Raw genomic sequence first — 17,758 nt, forward strand, 5'->3', positions numbered from 1 at the left:
AAACCCTAAATTCTAAACAAAAACAAAATCCAAAATACAAATGATCGAAACGAGCACGCGCGGGGATGGCTCTTGTACCTTAGTATTTTGAGCATTGAGATTTGTTTAGCATTTAGAAATTAGAATTTAGGATTTCAAGAAATGGAGCCGCTATGTCGGACACGCTGGCGACGATAAGAGGCCTGGGCACAGTCCAACAATTGCAGCAGGCAGCGTCCAAAGGACTCGCTCCTGCGGCGGCGCCCAAGAGCAACTCGCACATCCACCTGCCGCCGAACTTCTCGGCGTTCAAGGACGTCGAGCAGGCAGTCTCGCTGGCGACCGCTCAGGACGTGCGAGTGCTGGGGCTGAGCAACTACTACGACTACCGCGTCTACTGCGACTTCGTGGCAGCCTGCCGGCGGGCGAACATCTTCCCGACGTTCGGCCTGGAGATCATCGCCTTGGACGAGCCGATGGCGGCTGCGGGCATCAAGGTCAACGATCCGGGCAACCCGGGGCGGTTCTACATCTGCGGCAAGGGCATCACGAAGTTCGACCCGATGGACCCGGTCGCCGGCGACATCATCAACACCATCCGCCGCAACGACGCCCAGCGGATGCGCGAGATGATCGGCAAGATCGCGGCGATCTTCGCCCGCGCCGGCGTGGACCTGCACCTGGGCGAGCAGGATGTCATCGCCATGGTCGTGCAGCGCCACGGCTGTGCCGCCGACGCGGTCACGCTGCAGGAGCGCCACGTCTGCCAGGCATTCCAGGAGGCGTTCTTCGCCCACACGCAGGCCCACGAGCGAGCGGCGCTGCTGGAGAAGATCTTCGGCGCCGCGTGCAAGGCCAAACCCGACGACGCTGTCGGCGTCCAGGGCGAAATCCGTACGCACCTGATGAAGGCCGGCAAACCCGCCTTCGTCACCGAGACCTTCGTCAGCTTCGCCGAGGCGTACCGCCTGATCCTGGCCCTGGGCGGCATCCCGTGCTACCCGACGCTGGCCGACGGGGCCAACCCGATATGCCAGTACGAGCAGCCCGTCGAGACGCTGATCCAGAACTGCCGCGACCGCAATATCCACATGGCAGAGCTGATCCCGATTCGCAACGAGCCCGACGTCTTCGCCCGCTATGTGACAGCCTACCGCAAGGCGGGCATCCCGGTCGTCGCCGGCACCGAGCACAACACGCTGGACCTGATCGGCATGTGGCCGACGTGCAAGGGCGGCAAGGCCATGCCTGCCGAAGTCCTCGACATCCTCTGGGAAGGCACCTGCGTGATGGCGGGGCATCAATTTCTGGCCTCGCACGGCCGGGCAGGATATGTTGACGCCGCCGGCAAACCCAACGCCGGTTACGCCGACGCTGAGGCACGCATCACGGCGTTCGCTTCGCTGGGTGCGGCTGTCATCGAACTGTATTTCCGGTCCGGCACGGGCCGATGAGGAGCAGCGCTGCGATGGACAAGACCGAACTGATCAACGTGATCGCCCCGGCGATGCGGGCGCTGGCCGCACAGGACAACCGCCTCAAGCTGGTGCGATTCGACGAGACCGCCACCACGCACGGCGGCATCGCGTTTGACCCGCCCGCCGGCGGCGACGCCGCGGCGATCATCGCGGCGCTTTCGGGCGTTATGACCACCCACGGAAAGAAGATCACCGCCGTGGCCGTCGACGGCTTGGGCATGTTCAGCGTCTACGATCATCCTGCCGGCGGGGCTGGGCGCGTGGCGGGCAAAGTCGCCCTGGTGACCGGGGCGGCGCAGGGCTTCGGTCTGGAGATCGCGCAGAACCTGGCCGAGCAGGGCGCGTGCGTCGTGCTCGGCGACATCAACGCCGCCGGCGCCCAGAAGGCCGCTGCGGATTTGATCTCCAAGCACGGGGCACAGTGCGCGATGGGCCTGGCGATCAACGTCACCGACGGCGCCTCCGTCGCCGCGGCGATTCACCAGGTCGTCCGGACCTTCGGCGGGCTGGACATCCTGGTCTCCAACGCCGGCGTCCTCAAGGCCGGCTCCGTCAAGACCCAGAGCGAAAAGGATTTCGATTTCGTCACGGCCGTCAACTACAAGGGCTTCTTCCTGTGCGTTCAAAAGGTAGCGCCCGTGCTGGCGGTTCAGCACCAGGCTCGGCCGGGGTACACCAGCGACATCATCCAGATCAATTCCAAGAGCGGGCTGGAAGGCTCCAACCGCAACGGGGCTTACGCCGGCAGCAAGTTCGGCGGGCTGGGGCTGACGCAGTCGTACGCGATGGAACTGGTGACCGACGGGATCAAAGTCAACGCGATCTGCCCGGGCAATTTCCTCGACGGTCCGCTGTGGTCGGACCCGGATAACGGCCTCTTCGTGCAGTACCTCCGCACGGGCAAGGTGCCCGGGGCCAAGAGCATCGCCGACGTGCGGAAGTTCTACGAAGGCAAGGTGCCCATGGGGCGCGGCTGCACCACCGGCGACGTGATGACGGCGGTGTACTATCTGATCGATCAGCAATATGAAACCGGCCAGGCCCTGCCCGTCACGGGCGGGCAGGTCATGCTCAAGTAAGCGGGCCTATGCAACGATTGGCTGTCATGGTGATCGCAGTGTCGCTGGCGGCGGCCGCTTTGTTCGCCGCGGGCGACGCCGTCGCGCCGGTCAACCGGCAGGCCAATCCATACGCGCAGTGGCGCCGCGGGCCCGTCGCGCCAGCCGCTGCCAACAACTACTTTCCCATCGCTGTCTGGTTGCAGCAGCCCAAGAACGCCGCCAAGTTCAAAGCCGCAGGCATCAACCTATACATCGGCCTGTGGAAGGGCCCGACGGACAAGCAGCTCGCCGAGCTGACAGGCGCGGGCATGCCGGTCATCTGCGACCAGAACGCCGTGGGGCTCAAGCACGTCAATGATCCGATCATCGTCGGGTGGATGCACGGCGACGAGCCCGACAATGCCCAGGCGCTCCCCGGCGGCAAGGGGTACGGCCCGCCGATCAGGCCCGAGAAGGTGCGGGCGGACTATCAGCGCATGATCAAGGCCGACCCCACGCGGCCGGTGCTGCTGAATCTCGGCCAGGGCGTCGCGTACGACGACTACATCGGCCGCGGCGTCCGCCGTGGGCGAATGGAGGATTATCCCCAGTACGTCCGCGGCTGCGACATCGTCTCGTTCGACATCTACCCGGCTGTGCATGACAAGCCGGCTATCGCCGGAAAGCTCGAGATGGTGCCCAGGGGCGTCGACCGCCTGCGGACCTGGGGCGGCGACGGCAAGGTCGTCTGGAACTGCATCGAGTGTACGCGCATCAGCAACACGCGCGTCAAGCCCACGCCCGCGCAGGTCCGCAGCGAAGTCTGGATGTCCATCATCCACGGCAGCCGCGGGCTGATCTATTTCGTCCACCAGTTCAAGCCCACGTTCATCGAGGCCGGGCTGCTGGCCGACGCGGAGATGCTCGCGGCCGTGACGAAGATCAACGCCCGCATCGCCGCCCTGGCGCCGGTGCTCAACAGCCCCAGCGTCGAGAAGCTCGTGACGGTCACGTCGTCGGACGCGGCCGTGCCTATCGACATCATGGTCAAGAAACTCGGCAAGCGCGTGTACGTGCTGGCCGCGGCCATGCGAGGGCGCGAGACGACCGGGGCGTTCAGAATCGAAGGCCTCGGCGCCGCCAGGGCGACGGTGCTGGATGAAGAGCGCACCGTCAATGTCACTGGCGGCGGTTTTTCTGACGAGTTCAAAGGCTACCAAGTGCATCTGTATGAGATAGAATGACGCGTCGCGCACTGCTGTGCGCGACGGTGCAATCATTAACGACGGAAGGAATCAGCATGGCACGCTCTAAAGCCAAGGCCAAGGCAAAAGAACCGGCAAAGAAGGCTGCAACGACGACCACCCGCAAACCCACTCGGAAGAAGGTGGGCACGAAGAAGGGCATTGGATCGGCCGCAACCAAGAAGGCGGTTCACGCGTCCGTCAAAGCCAAAGCCCGCGTGGTCAAGACGGGCAAGAAGAAAGCGGTTAAGGCTGTGAAGAAGGCGCCCGCCCGCACAACTTCCAAAGCGGCAGCTAAGGCTGCCGCACTCCATAAGAAGCCTGCCGCACGCAAGAAGGCCGCCGCGGCAAAGATTCCATCCCTGCAGCACGCGGTGCAGCTCATCGGGCCCGACAAGCTGACGCTCAACGCCTCCAAGGCGGTGCATGAGGTCGGGCCCTACGGCGTGCTGGCCCGCGTCGAGTCGGTGGGGCTGTGCTTCAGCGACCTCAAGCTGCTCAAGCAGTTCGACCAGCATCCGCGAAAGAGCGGGATCGTCGCCGGGATAGACCAGGCTGCTCTGCCGGCGATGCCCAGCTACGTTCCCGGCGATAAGCCCACCGTCCCCGGCCACGAGGCCACGTGCGTGATCGTGGCGGTCGGACCCAAGGTCAAGCGCCACAAGGTCGGCGAGCGCTGCCTCGTTCAGACCGACTACCGCTGGCTCAAGACCGACAAGTCCAACGCGGCGTTCGGGTACAACTTCGAAGGCGCCCTGCAGCAGTACGTGCTGATGGACGAGCGCGTGATCCTCGATCCCCAGAGCGGCCAACGCATGCTTATCCCCGTCGACCGCCAGCGCAGCGCCTCGGCGATCTGCCTGGTCGAGCCGTGGGCGTGCGTTGAAGATTCCTACGTCACCCCCGAGCGCCGCGGGATGATGGCCGGCGGCAAGCTGCTGGTGGTCGCCGAGGCCGGCTACAAGATCCAGGGCATCGCCGAAAGCCTCAATGCGGATGGCAAACCGGCAGTCGTGCTGGCCAAGCTCGCGCAGGGCGATCAGCTCGCGGATCTGCGGGCGGCCGTGGGCATGACCGTCGTCGATATCGAGTATCCCAAGACGCTCGAACCGGGCGTGTGGAACGATATCGTGTACTTCGGCACCGACCCGGCCGTCATCGAACTGCTCAACGACAAGCTCGCCCCCGGCGGGATCATGAACATTGTGACGGCCGGCAAGACCATTGGCCGGGCGGTCGAGATCAGCGTCGGTCGCGTGCATTACGGCATGTGCCGCTGGGTGGGCACCGCCGGCGCCAATGCGGCTGACGGATACAAGATGATCCCGGCCGACGGCGAGGTGCGCGACAACGACAGCGTGATCGTGATCGGCGCCGGCGGGCCGATGGGTCAGATGCACGTGATCCGCGACGTCTGCTCGGGCAAGAAGAACCTCTCGGTCGTCGGGACCGACTTCGACGACGCCCGCCTGGCGACGCTCGAGGCCAAGGTCGCCCCGCTGGCCGCGGCTAACGGTGTGACGCTGAAAATGATCAACCCCAACAAGCAGGGCAACACGGGGACCCACAGCTACCACGCCATCATGGCCCCCGTACCGGCGCTGGTCTCTGCGGCGATAGCCTCCAGCACACAAGGGGCGCTGATCAACATCTTCGCGGGCATCGCCGCGACGGTGAAGCATCCCATCGACCTCGACGCGATCGTCAGCAAGAGCATCTTCATGTTCGGCACCAGCGGTTCGACCATCCGCGACATGATGATCGTACTGGAGAAGGTGCAGGCCGGCACCCTCGACACCAACGCCTCCGTCGACGCTGTCAGCGGAATGGCCGGGGCTATCGACGGCATTGCGGCTGTCGAAAACCGCACGCTGGCCGGAAAGATCATCGTCTATCCGGAACTGGTGGACCTGCCCCTAACGCCCCTGAGCGAACTGAAGAACAAACTGCCCGCCGTGGCCGCCAAGCTCGACCCGCACGGCCAGTGGACCAAGGCGGCTGAAGAAACGCTGCTGAAGCAGCGGTAATCGATGTCGCTAGCCAGGAGCCTGGAAGAGAACGCCGGGTGCCATGGCGGCCGTTCTTCAGCCGCCATGCTTGCGCACCAAAGCTTCAGGGACATGGCGGCTGGACAACGGCCGCCATGGCACCCCAAGGGCGAAACAATGCCTTCGCTTTCCGTCATCGATCTAGGCCGCGTCTCGTATTCTGACGCTTTGGCGCTGCAGATGCGACTGGTCGAACAGATCAAATCTCGCGGCGACGACTGCGCCGAGGGCTATCTCATCCTCGTCGAGCACGACCCGCCTGTTATCACGCTGGGCAAGGCCGCCAAGCCGCAGAATGTCGTGGCGGACGAGGCGACCCTCGCGGGCGCGGGTATTGAGGTGCATCACGTCACCCGCGGCGGCGACGTGACGTATCACGGCCCGGGGCAGATCGTTGGTTACCCGATCATCAACCTGCGGGCATTGGACTCCGACGTGCGCGCGTACGTCGCGCGCCTGGAAGAAACGCTCATCCGCCTGCTGGGTCGCTTCGGCATCGAAGCGTTTCGCCGCAAGGGTCTCACGGGCGTGTGGGCGTTGGGACAGTCACCACTTTCTCGCGAAAAGCCGCGAGAAACTGGTGACAGTCCCTGTAAGATCGCCGCCATCGGCGTGGCGGTTTCGCGATGGGTTACGTACCACGGCTTCGCTCTAAATGTGGATCCCAACCTCGCGCACTTTGATCTGATTGTCCCCTGCGGCATTGCCGATGCCGAGGTGACCAGCATGGCTGCAGTCCTCGGCCAGCCGATAACCACCGCCGAGGTGAAACCCGTTTTGATAGAATGCTTCCAGGAAGTGTTCTGCGAGCTCCAACGATGACTGACAATGCCCCGACTCGTCGCCTGCCGCCGTGGCTCACGCGCCGCCTCGGGCCTTCGCGCCAGGCCGACCAGGTTGCCGCCCTGCTGGCTGACCTGCATCTGGTCACCGTCTGCGACGGCGCGCACTGCCCCAACCGCCACGAATGCTACAGCCGCCGCACGGCCACCTTCATGATCCTGGGCGAAACCTGCACCCGCAACTGCCGCTTCTGCGCGGTGTCTCCCTGCGCCGGCGCAGCGCCGCTGCCGCCGCGCGAGGACGAGCCCGCGGCCGTGGCCGAGGCGTGCAAACGCCTGGCGCTGCGCCATGTGGTGATCACCTCCGTCACGCGCGACGATCTGGCCGACGGCGGAGCCGGCCACTTCGCCCAGACGATCGCGGCTGTTCGCGGTGCGGTTCCTCATGCGATCATCGAAGTGCTCGTGCCGGATTTTCATGGGGACCACGCGGCCATCGAAACCGTGCTGGCCGCCGCTGGGCACGTGTTTAATCACAATGTCGAAACCGTCGACCGCCTGTACGCGACCGTTCGCCCGCAGGCCAATTACCACCGCAGCCTGGGCGTACTGGCGCACGCCAAGAGCCGCGGCGCGACGACCAAGAGCGGCCTGATGGTCGGCCTGGGCGAGACGCCCGGCCAGGTCGAGCAGGTGCTGCGCGACCTGCGCGCCGCCGGCTGCGACATCGTCACCATCGGCCAGTATCTCGCCCCGTCGAAGCATCACCTGCCGGTGGTGCGATACGTCGAGCCCGCCGAGTTCGCGGCGTATGAAGAGGCCGCCAAGGCAGTGGGTTTCGCCGCCGTGGCTGCAGGGCCTTTCGTCCGCAGCAGCTACCAAGCCGAAGATGTTTTCAACAAACGTTGTGCAAGCTCAAGAGACTTAGCCTAGACTGACGTAGCCGTTTTGCGGCTGACCAGCGAGACCAATAAAGGAGATACGATCGATGGCGCAACTGAAAGGCAGCAAGACCGAACAAAGTTTGAAGGATGCATTCGCCGGCGAAAGCCAGGCCCGCAATAAGTACACGTATTTTGCCTCGGTGGCGAAGAAGGAAGGCCTCGAGCAGATCGCGGCGATCTTCCTGGAAACCGCCGAGAACGAAAAAGAGCACGCCAAGCTGCACCTGAAGTTCCTCGACGGTATCGGCGATACGGCGGCGAATCTGGCTGCCGCGGCCGGCGGCGAGAACCACGAGTGGACGAGCATGTATCCGGGCATGGCCAAGACCGCCCGCGAGGAAGGCTTCGACGACATCGCCCGCCTGTTCGACGGCCTGGCCAAGATCGAGAAGGAACACGAGGCCCGCTACAAGAAGCTGCTGGCCAATTTCCAGGGCGGCCAGGTCTTCGCCAAGCCCGCCAAGACCAAATGGCTCTGCCGCAACTGCGGCTTCGTGCATGAGGGCGAAAAGGCCGTTGCGACCTGCCCGGTCTGCAAGCATCCACAGGCGTACTTCGAAGTGGCGGGGGACAATTTTTGACAGTGCTCTCGGTTGAGTCGCACGATGAAGTACAATATTGGGGCGGGAGTCGAATCGGCTCCCGCCCCTTTTTGTTGACAAGGACTTGTTATGAACATTGGAAAAACCAAGGCCATTTTGGCTGGCGTGGGGATGATCGCAGCTCTTGCCACTATCTACTTGACGAATGTCTGTCGCGGTGAAGTGGCCGCAACCAGGCCGGCCTCGGCGCTGGCGTATACCGTCAAGGACATGGAAGGCAAGGACGTGGTGCTGGCGGACAAGTACGCCGGCAAGGTCGTGCTGATCGTCAACGTCGCCAGCAAGTGTGGGTTCACGCGGCAGTACAAGGGGCTGCAGGAACTGCACGACCAGTACGCCGCCAAGGGCCTGGCGATTGCGGGTTTCCCGTGCAATCAGTTCGGCGGCCAGGAGCCCGGCGACAACAAGACCATCCGCGAGTTCTGCGAAAGCACATACAAGGTGAAGTTCGACCTGTTCGACAAGATCGACGTCAACGGCGACCAGGCCAGCCCGCTCTATAAGTACCTGACCGGCGAGACTGTCCCCGTGGCCGACAAGGGTCCGGTGAAGTGGAACTTCGAGAAGTTCCTCATCGGCAAGGACGGCCAGGTGATCGCCCGCTACCGCTCCAGAGTCAAACCCGCCCAGATCGCCAAGGACATCGAGGCGGCGCTGGCGAAGTAGGCGGGTGCGATGGGCAAACTTGCTTTAGCCCTTGTCTTGACCGGAACAGGCGACGGTTTATAATGTCAATATGAGCCAGGTTGCCAGTCAACTCGATCGTTCCCGCGACGGCGTTGCAAAGCGTCTTGCCCGGGCTCATTTTCGGGTTGATCCGTCAATTCAGGCGATTTACCGGATACTGTCTGACAAAGAAGAGAGCTTCCAGGAGCCCATCAAGCTATTGGAGGTCAATACAGAGACCATCATGTCTGGGATCATGCCCGTCTCGTTCGGGCCTCATTCGGCCAGCGGCATTTTCTATGCCTCCACAATTGTTGAAGTGCGGCCGGAAGAGTTTGAGCGGATTCAACGCGGCGATCTCCAACTTCCCGAGGGCTGGTTTCTTGGAGACCAGTACCTGCCGGAGGAGTGACCATGAGTTGGGCTGCTGCCTATGCGAGGCAGGCAAAGTCGGATCTCGATGCCCGCGAACAATTATTGAGTCTCAATCCCTGCCACCAACTCCATTATCTGCAGATGGCTGCAGAGAAGCTCTGCAAAGCACATCTGTCTTCACAAGGTCAACCTCAGAGCGTCTTGGAGACAAGTCATGCATTCATTGCCGGGCCGTTGCCGGTGATAGTGCGTCAGATCATCGCCCGGGATTCGGGCAGGAGTCGCCAAGGGTGGCTCTTGACCGCAATTCGAAAACTGACAAGGCAGATCGAGTTGCTGCATCCGCAGGTCGACGATGGCGGGCGCACTCCAGCGAACTGCATATATCCGTGGGAAGGGCCCGGCCGAAACGTCATCGCTCCCGTCGATCATCCGTTTGGTCTTAACTTGTTGCACGAGCAAGCCGGTACGACTCTGCTCAAGATAATGAGAACTGCAATAGATGAACTCATTGCCGAAGGCGATGATCTGTCATAGGCGCTCAGGGATGCGGCTGCCCCAAGTAAGCCGGCGTCACCGACAGCAGGTCGGATCCGCGGCGGCCTCGCGTTCGGCCGGCGGCAGAATACGCGAAGGGCTTGAATCCGATCTTCAACGCAGGGGAGTTCTCTTTCAGGTTAAAGTCGCCTTTGTCTGCATCGACGAATAGCGGGTCGGCGATGATGGAATGCGCGTCGCGGCCGGCGGCTTGCCACTGGGCGAAGGTCATGCCGGCGAAGTTCGGCTCGCCGCCGACCTGCCAGTAGCAGTTGTAGTCGAAGTCCTGCCGCCCGCCCCATTCGCCGATCAGCAGCGGGGCGTCTTTCCAGTAGAAGATGTTGTGTGTGTACTCGACGGCTTTGTAGTCTTCCTTGAGCTGGTGGAACATCTGCCCGCGGCGGCCCATCGCCACGATGTTGTTGCGAAAGACGATGTTCTTGCCGAAGTGGTGGCGGTGGCCGCCCTCGAAATTGTCCACCAGCAGATTGTTCTCGATCACCACGTCGGTGGTGGCCTGGTCGGTGTAGACCGCTCCTGCCCCGTGGCGATAGCCCATCACGTCGCGGATGACATTGTTGCGGATCGTCGTGCCCGGCGAAATGCCCCGCGTGTACACCCCGCCCATGTCGTTGAGCAGGTTCTGCCCGATCTTGTGTACGAGGTTGAATGCGAAATCGTTGTGATGCCCGAAGTGCGGGCCATACGTGCCCGACCAGCCCAGGTTCACCCCGCTGTAGTAGTGGTCGTAAATCTCGTTGTTCTCCAGCGTGTTGTGGTGGGCGTGGCCGACCCACAGGCCCACCGCGCCGGGATGCACGCGGCCGCCCTGGGCCAGCAGGCAGTTGCTCAGGACGTTGTGCGAGGCCACCGTCTCGTCGCTGAGCTGCGCCTTGGTGCCGTGGAGCGTGTCGGCGTCCCCGTACGAGCCGATCTTGATCGCCCCCGCGCCGGTGTCGATCACTTCGCAATCGACGATACGGTTGTTCTTGCAGCCCAGCCCCAGCTCGAGGGCGTACTCGCCCACGTGCTGGAAGACGCAGCGATTGAACAGGCAGTCGCGTATGCCCACGGCCATGATGGCGGCGGGGTAGGGCACTTCCGCCTGTATGACGCTGCGGCCCTGCGGTTCGAGCGACCAGTCGGCGTGTTCGAACGTCAGGCCTTCGAACTGCACGTGCTCGACGTCGTCGAGGCGCATGAGCTGCTTCAGTCGCGGGGCGATGACACAACTCCGCTGCGGCGTTTCGCCGTCCATCGGCACATACGTCAGCACGCCGCTGGGGCGGTCGAGATACCACTGACCTCTTTTTCCCAGGGCTTCCTTGACGTTCTCAACCAAGTAGCGGCGGTTGGCCTGCAGCGACATCCACCATTCCTGGATCGCCGTCGGGCCGGTGAAGGTCACGGCGTTGCCCTCGACGGCCGCGATGTGCAGGCGCGAGGTCGTCCACGAATGAAAGACGATCACCTCGATGTCGCCGCGATTGGCCCAGTCAGCTTTGATGTCGCCGACGGCGAAGCCGAAGCGGTCGTAGCCTTTGCCCGCGGCCGCGGGGGTTTCCTTGAGTGTGCGCTCGATGAGATAGAAGCCCTTGCCGGGCAGGCGCGGGCGGAATCGCCGCTGCCCGTCGACGAACAGCTGCATGAAGGCCCACCTGCCCTCGGCCACTTCCGGCAGGCGCGTCTGCCACCACCCGCGCGGGTCGACGGTCCAGCCGCCGACAATGCGGCCGCCGCTGATCCGGACCTTGTCCTGCGGCCAGGGGCAGTAGATCGTTGGTGACTGGGCGGTGCCGCTATCCTGGCGCCCGAGCTCGAGCGTCTGGTCAAGCTCGTATCGCCCCTGGCGGAGCATGACGATGACAGGGGTCTTGCGGGCCGGTTCGGCGGCGCGAAGTTTGCGAACGGCGTCGTGCGCGGCGGCCAGCGTCGCCAGCGGCCCATCGGTGAGATCGGAATTGCGGTCCGGCAGAGTGCCGCTCCACGTGTCGCGCCCGTCGGGGGAAAGGAAGATGTCAGCCGTGGGAGGTTCCTCCGCAATCGCGGCGGCAGTCATTGTCGTCGCCAGAATTAGAGAAATCATCGTCAGGTTGGAACGGATCATCCCACTATTATGCGCTGAAGCCGCAGTCGTAGCACGGGCATCTTGCCCATGCATCCCCGATCCTTCAGCGATCGGGGACACGCACAACGGAGTTGTGCGTGGCACCCGCGCCTCGCCATCGCGCGACCGTGCTACTCACGGCCGAGCCGCCCGTACTCCATACGCGCCAACGGTCTTGCCATCGTCAGTGCGTTTGGCCGTCGAGCAGGGGTGAACATATTCGAAAGTCGGGACAAGGCTCATGCCCTCGACGGCCGGCAGTTGAACGGCTTTGTTGACGCACGGCGAGTCGGCTGCCACGCGCAGGTCCCATGCGGCGCGGTCGATGAATTTCGGATCATCGGTGACGTTGGACTTCAGCTCGGCCTTGGCATAGCTGCACAGTTCTCCGCGACCCCGGAAGATGTTGTTGGCGACCCGCACCGGCGGCTCGATCTTGCCCGGGCGAATATGCACGAAGACGCCCTTGCCCAGATCGTTGATAAACGTGTTGTTTACCACGTATACGGAGTTGTCCGAGTACTTCATGCCCTCCTCGCCATAGGCGAAGATGGCGGAGTTCTGGGTCTTGGCGCCCTGTTGGATCACGTTGCCCAGGATCACGGCGTTGCCGCCGTTGGGTAGGTTGATCTCATAGCTGCCCGATCCGGTCTCCTCTTCGGCGATGCGGTTATACAGGATGTGGTTCACCCGTGCCCGCGACTTGAGCAGGTGCCCTTCCTTGGCGTGGTGCGTGTAGTTGAAGCGGAACGTCAGCTTGCCGATGGCGGAGATGTACAGATTGTGCGACTGCCCGCGCAGCCCGCAGCCGGCAAACTCGCAATGCTCGATCAGCATCTCGCTGCGGGGGTCCTTGCCGCCGCCGAGGACGCCGTTCTCGCAGTCGCTGAACTTGCACCCGCGCACCGTGAGGTTGCGCCCCTCGGCCCGAATGCCCGCGCCGTTGTGATCCTTCACGCGGGCGCCTGTAAAATCGACGTTCTCCACCGTTACATTGTGGCCGCTGATAACCCAGATCGCCTTGCCGTTATTGATGCTGCCGGAGCTCTTGAGCAGCGGCTTGCGGCCCTGATCGTCCACCAAGCCGCGCAGCGTCAGGCGGTCGCGACGGACATAGCACCAGTCGTTTTCGTAGGTGCCCGGGGCGATCTCGACGATGTCGCCCTTGTAAGCCGCGGCGATGGCGGACGAGGGCTTGGCATATTTCTGGCCGGGCCCGACCTTCAGCGTCCGCGGCGGCGCGGGCTGCTCCTGCGGCTGTGTGTCCTGAGCCCAGAGCAAGCCCGCCCCGAACAGTGCGGCCACAACAACGTACACGACGATCTTGATCGGGTTCATATAAGCCTCGCTGGGTATTGTATGCCGCGCGCCCGTGGCGCCCCGCTGAACAACGCGTGTCGCCATGCCGCCCCCGGCGGGAATAAGTCGCGATCCCCCCGTTCTTAAGGCACATTTTCCGCCGGAATTCGCACTCTATTGGTATATTGGATACTGAATGTCCTCTCACAGCAACAGCATGGCCACCGAGATCCGTAAGGCGGTGGTGAAGATGCAGCGCCGCGGGACCAATGTCGGCTCGGCGATGTCGGTGGCCGACATCCTGGCAGTGCTGTACTTCGACGTGATGCACATCCCCTCGCCGGCGGACCCTGCTCGCGACCGGCTGGTGCTCAGCAAGGGGCACGCCGCTTCGGCACTGTATGCGGTCTTGGCGCTGAAAGGTTTTCTGGAGCCGGCGCTGCTGGAGAGTTTTCTGCAGGACGGATCGGACCTGACGGGCCATCCCTGTGCGGCCAACGTTGCCGGCGTGGACGTATCGACGGGGTCGCTGGGGCACGGGCTGCCCATCGCGGTGGGGATGGCGCTGGCAGCAAGGCATGACGGTCTGGCGCATCGCATCTTCGTGGTGCAGGGCTGCGGCGAGATGCAGGAAGGCAGCGTCTGGGAGGGGGCAATGTTCGCCTCGCGGTTGGGGCTGGACAACCTGACGCTGATCGTCGACGCCAACAACCTGCAGGGATACGGGCGGGCGCAGGATATCCAACCTATCGAAACGTTCGCGCCCAAGCTGCGGGCGTTTGGGTGGGATGTGCTTGAGGTTGACGGGCATGATCATGCGGCGCTTTGCGAAGTCCTTAAACGAACGCCAAACGGCAAGCCGGTGGCGGTGGTGGCTCGGACGACCAAGGGTAAGGGCGTGGCGGAGATGGAAGATGTGCTGGGGTGGCATTATTTCTCGGTACCGCCGGAGAAGGTGCAACCGTTTCTGGACGAACTGGATGAAGGACGATGAGGAAGGCGCTGCTGGACATCCTGACGCAGTTGATGCACGCCGACCGGTCGATCTACATCCTGACGGCCGACACGGGCTTTCACGTCTTTGACGAGTTCCCGCAGCGTTTTCCGAATCGTTTCATCAACGTGGGCATCAGCGAGGCGGCGATGATCGGCATGGCGGCGGGGCTGGCCATGGCGGGCAAGCAGGTCTTCACGTACGGGATCGTTCCGTTCGTGACGATGCGATGCTTCGAGCAGATCCGCGTGGACCTGTGCTACCCCAATCTGCCGGTGAAGGTCATCGGCGTCGGCGGCGGGCTGACGTACGGGCCGGCGGGCATGACGCATCATTCCATCGAAGACATCGCCCTCATGAGCTGCCTGCCCAACATGTCGGTGGTCTGTCCCGGCGATCCGGTCGAGACCGGCCTGGCGATCGAGGCGTCGATGGTGCTGAAGGGCCCGTGCTATCTGCGCCTGGGCAAGAGCGGCGAGCCCGCGGTACACCCGCGCAGGCCCGAAGGCTTTGCCATCGGCAAGGGCATTGCGCTGCGCCGCGGACGCGACGTGGCGCTGGTCGCCACGGGCAACATGCTCGCCACGGCCGCCGCCGCGTGTGACCTGCTGGAGCGGCGAGGCCTGTCGTGCGAGCTGATCAGCATGCATACCGTCAAACCTATCGACGCGGACTTGATCGCCGAGGCAGCGTCGCGATGCCCCGTCATCGCCACGCTGGAAGAGCACAGCATCATCGGCGGGCTGGGCAGCATGGTCGCCGGCGTCGCGGCCGACCGCGGGCTCAAGGTCGCCCTGCGGCGCTTCGCCCTTCCGGACCGATATGAACACAAGGCCGGCAGCCAGGAGTATCTCCGCGGGCAGTATGGTCTGACGGCCGAAGCCGTCGCCGCCGACCTGCTGAAGATCGCCGCCGCGGCGGACTGACGAAACCAACGATGTCACAGGTGTACAGCAACGCGAAGATCTTTCACTTTCACCAGAAGCTCTCGGCCATGCAGGCCGGGCGGTTGACGGCGCCGCTTCACGTGCGCCTCAAGCCGACCAACCGCTGCAATCACCGCTGCAACTATTGCTGCTATCGCAGCGAGGCGCTGCTGCTGAGCGAACTGATGCGCGTGCAGGACGAGATCCCGCGCGACAAGATGCTTGAGATCGCCGCCGACCTGTCCGGCATGGGCGTGCGGGCCGTCACCTTCACCGGCGGCGGCGAGCCGCTGGTGTATCCGCACATCGTCGAGGCGATCGAGCAGCTTACCGCCGGCGGCGTGAAGGTGGCCATGCTCACCAACGGGGCGCTGTTGGCCGGCAAGGCGGCGGACCTGCTCGCCCGCCGCGCCGTCTGGGTGCGCGTCTCGATGGACGCCGCCGACGCCGGGACTTACGCCGCCAGCCGCGGCGTCGGCGCCGGCGAGTTCGACCGCGTCTGCGGCAACATCGCCGATTTCTGCCGCATCGACGGCCGCACGTGTACGATAGGGCTCAACCTGATCGTCACCAGCGAGAACAATCGGCAGGTGCTCGATTTCCTCCGCATGGCCAAGGGCCTGGGCGTCGAGCACGTGAAGGTATCGTGCGCGGTCATCAGCACGCAGCCGCATGAGAACGCCCATTATCAGGAACCGTTTTTCGAGTCGGTCAAGGCGCAGATCGCGTTAGGCCAGGCGGAACTGGCTGGCGACGGTTTTGAGGTGATCGACAAGTTTCACCGCCCCGACAGCCGCCAGGAATCGTTTGCCCGCTCGTACACCTCGTGCCCGTTCGCGCAGTGTCTGACGGTAATCGCGGCCGACCTGAACCTCTACACCTGCCAGGACAAGGCATACTCGGCGGCGGGGCTGCTGGGGTCGATCCGCGATCAGAGCTTCCGCCAGGCGTGGTCAAGCGAGGGGCTGCGGCGGAAGTTGGCGGCGATCAACCCCAGCGTCCACTGCCGCCACCACTGCGTGGCCGAGGGCAAGAACCTGGCGCTGCTGGATTACTTTGGGGCCGACCCCGAACACCTGGATTTCGTCTGAGTGGAGAGTCGATGGGTTACGTGGATTTCATTTCGTCGCTGCACAAGAAGACCTCACGGAACTATCTCGAGCGCGTCGCGCGGGGCGACAAGGCCGCCTGCGCCGAAGTGGCGCGGCAGTTCGGGCGCGACTACTGGGACGGCGACCGCAAGCATGGTTACGGCGGGTTCCGCTACGACGGGCGCTGGGCGGGCGTGGCGGCGGAGATGATTCGGCACTACGGCCTGAGGCCCGGCCAGCGCGTGCTCGACGTCGGCTGCGGCAAGGGCTACCTGCTGTACGAGCTGATGACGGCCTTGCCGGGGCTGGAGGTGTGCGGCCTGGACATCTCCGCCTACGCGATCGCCAACGCCAAGGAGGAAGTGCAGCCGCTGCTGACGCAGGGCCAGGCGCAGGCGCTGCCTTATGAAGACGGGCGGTTCGACCTGGTGATCTCGATCACGACGCTGCACAATCTGTACATTTACGACCTGGCCGCGGCGCTGGGGGAGATCGAGCGGGTCAAGGCTCCCGGCGGCGGCAGCTATGTCGTCGTCGAGTCGTATCGCAATCAGCAGGAGAAAGACAACCTGCTGAACTGGCAGCTTACGTGCGAGTGTTTCTTCACGCCGCAGGAATGGCAGTGGCTGTTCGAGCGGCTTGGATATCGCGGCGATTATTCGTTCATCTATTTCGAGTAGGACGGCAAGAGTCTCATGAGCATCGAACGACGCAAGATTCTCATTGTCAAGCTGGGCTACTCCGAGACGCTGCTGCCGATCGTCGGGCAGACATGCAGCCTCGGCGACGTCTTTCGAACCACGGCTATCCTGCACCTGTTCAAGGACGACCACGTCACGTGGTTGACGGACCATGCGGCCGTGCCATTGCTCGAGGGCAACCCGCTCATCCACCGCCTGCTGACGTTCGACCTGTTGAGCGTGCTGCAGTTGCTCAGCGAGCGGTTCGACAAGGTGATCAACCTTGAGAAGGTTCCTGGCATTTGCTCGCTGGTCAACCGCGTTTCGGCCTGGAGCAAGTTTGGGTTCCGCCTCGACGAGGAAAGCGGCGACGCCCAGGCCTTCGAGATGGCACACGAGGCATTTACCCTGGCGACGGTCGAATCGGCAAAGCGGCTCAACGACCGCCCTTGGGTTGACGTGCTTTACAAGCTGTTGGGCGCCACGTGGAACGGCGAGAACTACGTGCTGGGTTACCGCCCGGCCAGCCCGGTGCAGTACGACCTGGGGTTCAACACGCACGTGGGCAAGCTCATTCCGCAGAAGGCCTGGCCGATGCGGCGATGGCAGGAACTCGAGCGCCTCGTCCAAGGCCGCTTCACCTACAGCTATCAGCAACACCTCAACGACCTCAAAGGGTACATGGACTGGATCCATTCCTGCCGCATGCTGGTGACGGGGGATACGCTGGGTCTCTACTTGGCCGTCGCGATGAACAAGAAAGTGTTGGCCTTGTTCGGCCCTACGCCTACCAGCGAGCAATCGCCATGCGAGAATCTGCGGTTGATGATCTCGCCGGCAGCGCCCAAGACGGTCTCGGTCATGCCCGCTCCCGCGCAGGACGACACCTGCATGGCCGCCCTGTCCTCCCAGAGCGTCTTCGACCAGATCACGCAGTGGATGGAACCGTAATCAATAGACGCCTTG

At 63.6% G+C, this 17,758-nt stretch carries 17 protein-coding genes; 15 read left to right on the forward strand and 2 right to left on the reverse strand.

Annotation, left to right across the window (positions count from 1 at the left end; all coding sequences use genetic code 11):
- The first annotated feature begins 152 nt into the window (after positions 1-152).
- The 10 genes from ABFD92_11235 (at position 153) to ABFD92_11280 (ending at position 9,695) form a co-directional block, all read left to right on the forward strand.
- Positions 153-1,433 (forward strand): hypothetical protein, encoded by a 1,281-nt coding sequence (locus tag ABFD92_11235; protein MEN6505106.1) that lies wholly within the window; start codon positions 153-155, stop codon positions 1,431-1,433.
- Positions 1,434-1,447: 14 nt separating this feature from the next.
- Positions 1,448-2,536 carry an SDR family NAD(P)-dependent oxidoreductase gene (locus ABFD92_11240; protein ID MEN6505107.1) on the forward strand — a complete coding sequence of 363 codons (1,089 nt, stop codon included), beginning with the start codon at positions 1,448-1,450 and terminating at the stop codon, positions 2,534-2,536.
- A 26-nt stretch (positions 2,537-2,562) separates the two neighbouring features.
- Positions 2,563-3,741 carry a hypothetical protein gene (locus ABFD92_11245; GenBank protein MEN6505108.1) on the forward strand — a complete coding sequence of 393 codons (1,179 nt, stop codon included), beginning with the start codon at positions 2,563-2,565 and terminating at the stop codon, positions 3,739-3,741.
- A 56-nt stretch (positions 3,742-3,797) separates the two neighbouring features.
- Positions 3,798-5,768 (forward strand): alcohol dehydrogenase catalytic domain-containing protein, encoded by a 1,971-nt coding sequence (locus tag ABFD92_11250; GenBank protein MEN6505109.1) that lies wholly within the window; start codon positions 3,798-3,800, stop codon positions 5,766-5,768.
- Between the two features lie 138 nt (positions 5,769-5,906).
- The gene (lipB, locus tag ABFD92_11255; protein ID MEN6505110.1) at positions 5,907-6,611 is read left to right on the forward strand and encodes a lipoyl(octanoyl) transferase LipB; all 705 of its coding nucleotides are present in this window, start codon (positions 5,907-5,909) and stop codon (positions 6,609-6,611) included.
- A complete protein-coding gene (gene lipA, locus ABFD92_11260; protein MEN6505111.1) occupies positions 6,608-7,504 on the forward strand; it encodes a lipoyl synthase in 897 nt (298 codons plus the stop codon). The genes lipB and lipA overlap by 4 nt, the downstream gene beginning before the upstream one ends.
- A 55-nt stretch (positions 7,505-7,559) precedes the next feature.
- Entirely contained in the window at positions 7,560-8,096 is a 537-nt protein-coding gene (rbr, locus tag ABFD92_11265) for a rubrerythrin (protein MEN6505112.1), read from the forward strand.
- Between the two features lie 90 nt (positions 8,097-8,186).
- Entirely contained in the window at positions 8,187-8,783 is a 597-nt protein-coding gene (locus tag ABFD92_11270) for a glutathione peroxidase (protein MEN6505113.1), read from the forward strand.
- A 70-nt stretch (positions 8,784-8,853) separates the two neighbouring features.
- Complete coding sequence (locus tag ABFD92_11275) at positions 8,854-9,195, forward strand: hypothetical protein (protein MEN6505114.1); 342 nt, start codon at positions 8,854-8,856, stop codon at positions 9,193-9,195.
- A 2-nt stretch (positions 9,196-9,197) separates the two neighbouring features.
- Complete coding sequence (locus tag ABFD92_11280) at positions 9,198-9,695, forward strand: hypothetical protein (GenBank protein ID MEN6505115.1); 498 nt, start codon at positions 9,198-9,200, stop codon at positions 9,693-9,695.
- Positions 9,696-9,699: 4 nt separating this feature from the next.
- Here ABFD92_11280 and ABFD92_11285 read toward each other — a convergent pair whose 3' ends face one another.
- Positions 9,700-11,802 carry a right-handed parallel beta-helix repeat-containing protein gene (locus ABFD92_11285; GenBank protein MEN6505116.1) on the reverse strand — a complete coding sequence of 701 codons (2,103 nt, stop codon included), beginning with the start codon at positions 11,800-11,802 and terminating at the stop codon, positions 9,700-9,702.
- A gap of 135 nt (positions 11,803-11,937) precedes the next feature.
- On the reverse strand, positions 11,938-13,140 hold the full coding sequence (locus ABFD92_11290; protein MEN6505117.1) for a right-handed parallel beta-helix repeat-containing protein: 1,203 nt from the start codon (positions 13,138-13,140) through the stop codon (positions 11,938-11,940).
- A gap of 157 nt (positions 13,141-13,297) precedes the next feature.
- On the opposite strand from ABFD92_11290, the gene ABFD92_11295 reads away from it, so the two are divergent.
- Genes ABFD92_11295 through ABFD92_11315 form a run of 5 tightly spaced genes read left to right on the forward strand, consistent with a single transcriptional unit; the run spans position 13,298 to position 17,743 of the window.
- Positions 13,298-14,095, forward strand: coding sequence for a transketolase (locus ABFD92_11295; protein ID MEN6505118.1), 798 nt, complete (start codon positions 13,298-13,300; stop codon positions 14,093-14,095).
- Positions 14,092-15,021, forward strand: a complete 930-nt coding sequence (locus ABFD92_11300; GenBank protein MEN6505119.1) for a transketolase C-terminal domain-containing protein — start codon at positions 14,092-14,094, stop codon at positions 15,019-15,021. The genes ABFD92_11295 and ABFD92_11300 overlap by 4 nt, the downstream gene beginning before the upstream one ends.
- An 11-nt stretch (positions 15,022-15,032) precedes the next feature.
- Complete coding sequence (locus ABFD92_11305) at positions 15,033-16,112, forward strand: radical SAM protein (GenBank protein MEN6505120.1); 1,080 nt, start codon at positions 15,033-15,035, stop codon at positions 16,110-16,112.
- Positions 16,113-16,123: 11 nt separating this feature from the next.
- A complete protein-coding gene (locus ABFD92_11310; GenBank protein MEN6505121.1) occupies positions 16,124-16,792 on the forward strand; it encodes a methyltransferase domain-containing protein in 669 nt (222 codons plus the stop codon).
- Between the two features lie 15 nt (positions 16,793-16,807).
- On the forward strand, positions 16,808-17,743 hold the full coding sequence (locus tag ABFD92_11315) for a glycosyltransferase family 9 protein (GenBank protein MEN6505122.1): 936 nt from the start codon (positions 16,808-16,810) through the stop codon (positions 17,741-17,743).
- Positions 17,744-17,758: the final 15 nt, after the last annotated feature.

It is taken from the genome of Planctomycetaceae bacterium (assembly GCA_039680605.1).
Lineage (GTDB): Bacteria > Planctomycetota > Phycisphaerae > SM23-33 > SM23-33 > JAJFUU01.

Excerpts from the sequence above, each read along its gene's own strand:
- lipB (MEN6505110.1), top strand. The coding sequence starts at position 5,907 with ATGCCTTCGCTTTCCGTCATCGATCTAGGCCGCGTCTCGTATTCTGAC.
- ABFD92_11275 (MEN6505114.1), top strand. The coding sequence starts at position 8,854 with ATGAGCCAGGTTGCCAGTCAACTCGATCGTTCCCGCGACGGCGTTGCA.
- ABFD92_11290 (MEN6505117.1), bottom strand. The coding sequence starts at position 13,140 with ATGAACCCGATCAAGATCGTCGTGTACGTTGTTGTGGCCGCACTGTTC.
- ABFD92_11270 (MEN6505113.1), top strand. The coding sequence starts at position 8,187 with ATGAACATTGGAAAAACCAAGGCCATTTTGGCTGGCGTGGGGATGATC.
- ABFD92_11310 (MEN6505121.1), top strand. The coding sequence starts at position 16,124 with ATGGGTTACGTGGATTTCATTTCGTCGCTGCACAAGAAGACCTCACGG.
- ABFD92_11235 (MEN6505106.1), top strand. The coding sequence starts at position 153 with ATGTCGGACACGCTGGCGACGATAAGAGGCCTGGGCACAGTCCAACAA.
- ABFD92_11300 (MEN6505119.1), top strand. The coding sequence starts at position 14,092 with ATGAGGAAGGCGCTGCTGGACATCCTGACGCAGTTGATGCACGCCGAC.
- ABFD92_11305 (MEN6505120.1), top strand. The coding sequence starts at position 15,033 with ATGTCACAGGTGTACAGCAACGCGAAGATCTTTCACTTTCACCAGAAG.
- lipA (MEN6505111.1), top strand. The coding sequence starts at position 6,608 with ATGACTGACAATGCCCCGACTCGTCGCCTGCCGCCGTGGCTCACGCGC.
- ABFD92_11285 (MEN6505116.1), bottom strand. The coding sequence starts at position 11,802 with ATGATCCGTTCCAACCTGACGATGATTTCTCTAATTCTGGCGACGACA.
- ABFD92_11315 (MEN6505122.1), top strand. The coding sequence starts at position 16,808 with ATGAGCATCGAACGACGCAAGATTCTCATTGTCAAGCTGGGCTACTCC.
- ABFD92_11295 (MEN6505118.1), top strand. The coding sequence starts at position 13,298 with ATGTCCTCTCACAGCAACAGCATGGCCACCGAGATCCGTAAGGCGGTG.
- rbr (MEN6505112.1), top strand. The coding sequence starts at position 7,560 with ATGGCGCAACTGAAAGGCAGCAAGACCGAACAAAGTTTGAAGGATGCA.
- ABFD92_11245 (MEN6505108.1), top strand. The coding sequence starts at position 2,563 with ATGGTGATCGCAGTGTCGCTGGCGGCGGCCGCTTTGTTCGCCGCGGGC.
- ABFD92_11250 (MEN6505109.1), top strand. The coding sequence starts at position 3,798 with ATGGCACGCTCTAAAGCCAAGGCCAAGGCAAAAGAACCGGCAAAGAAG.
- ABFD92_11240 (MEN6505107.1), top strand. The coding sequence starts at position 1,448 with ATGGACAAGACCGAACTGATCAACGTGATCGCCCCGGCGATGCGGGCG.
- ABFD92_11280 (MEN6505115.1), top strand. The coding sequence starts at position 9,198 with ATGAGTTGGGCTGCTGCCTATGCGAGGCAGGCAAAGTCGGATCTCGAT.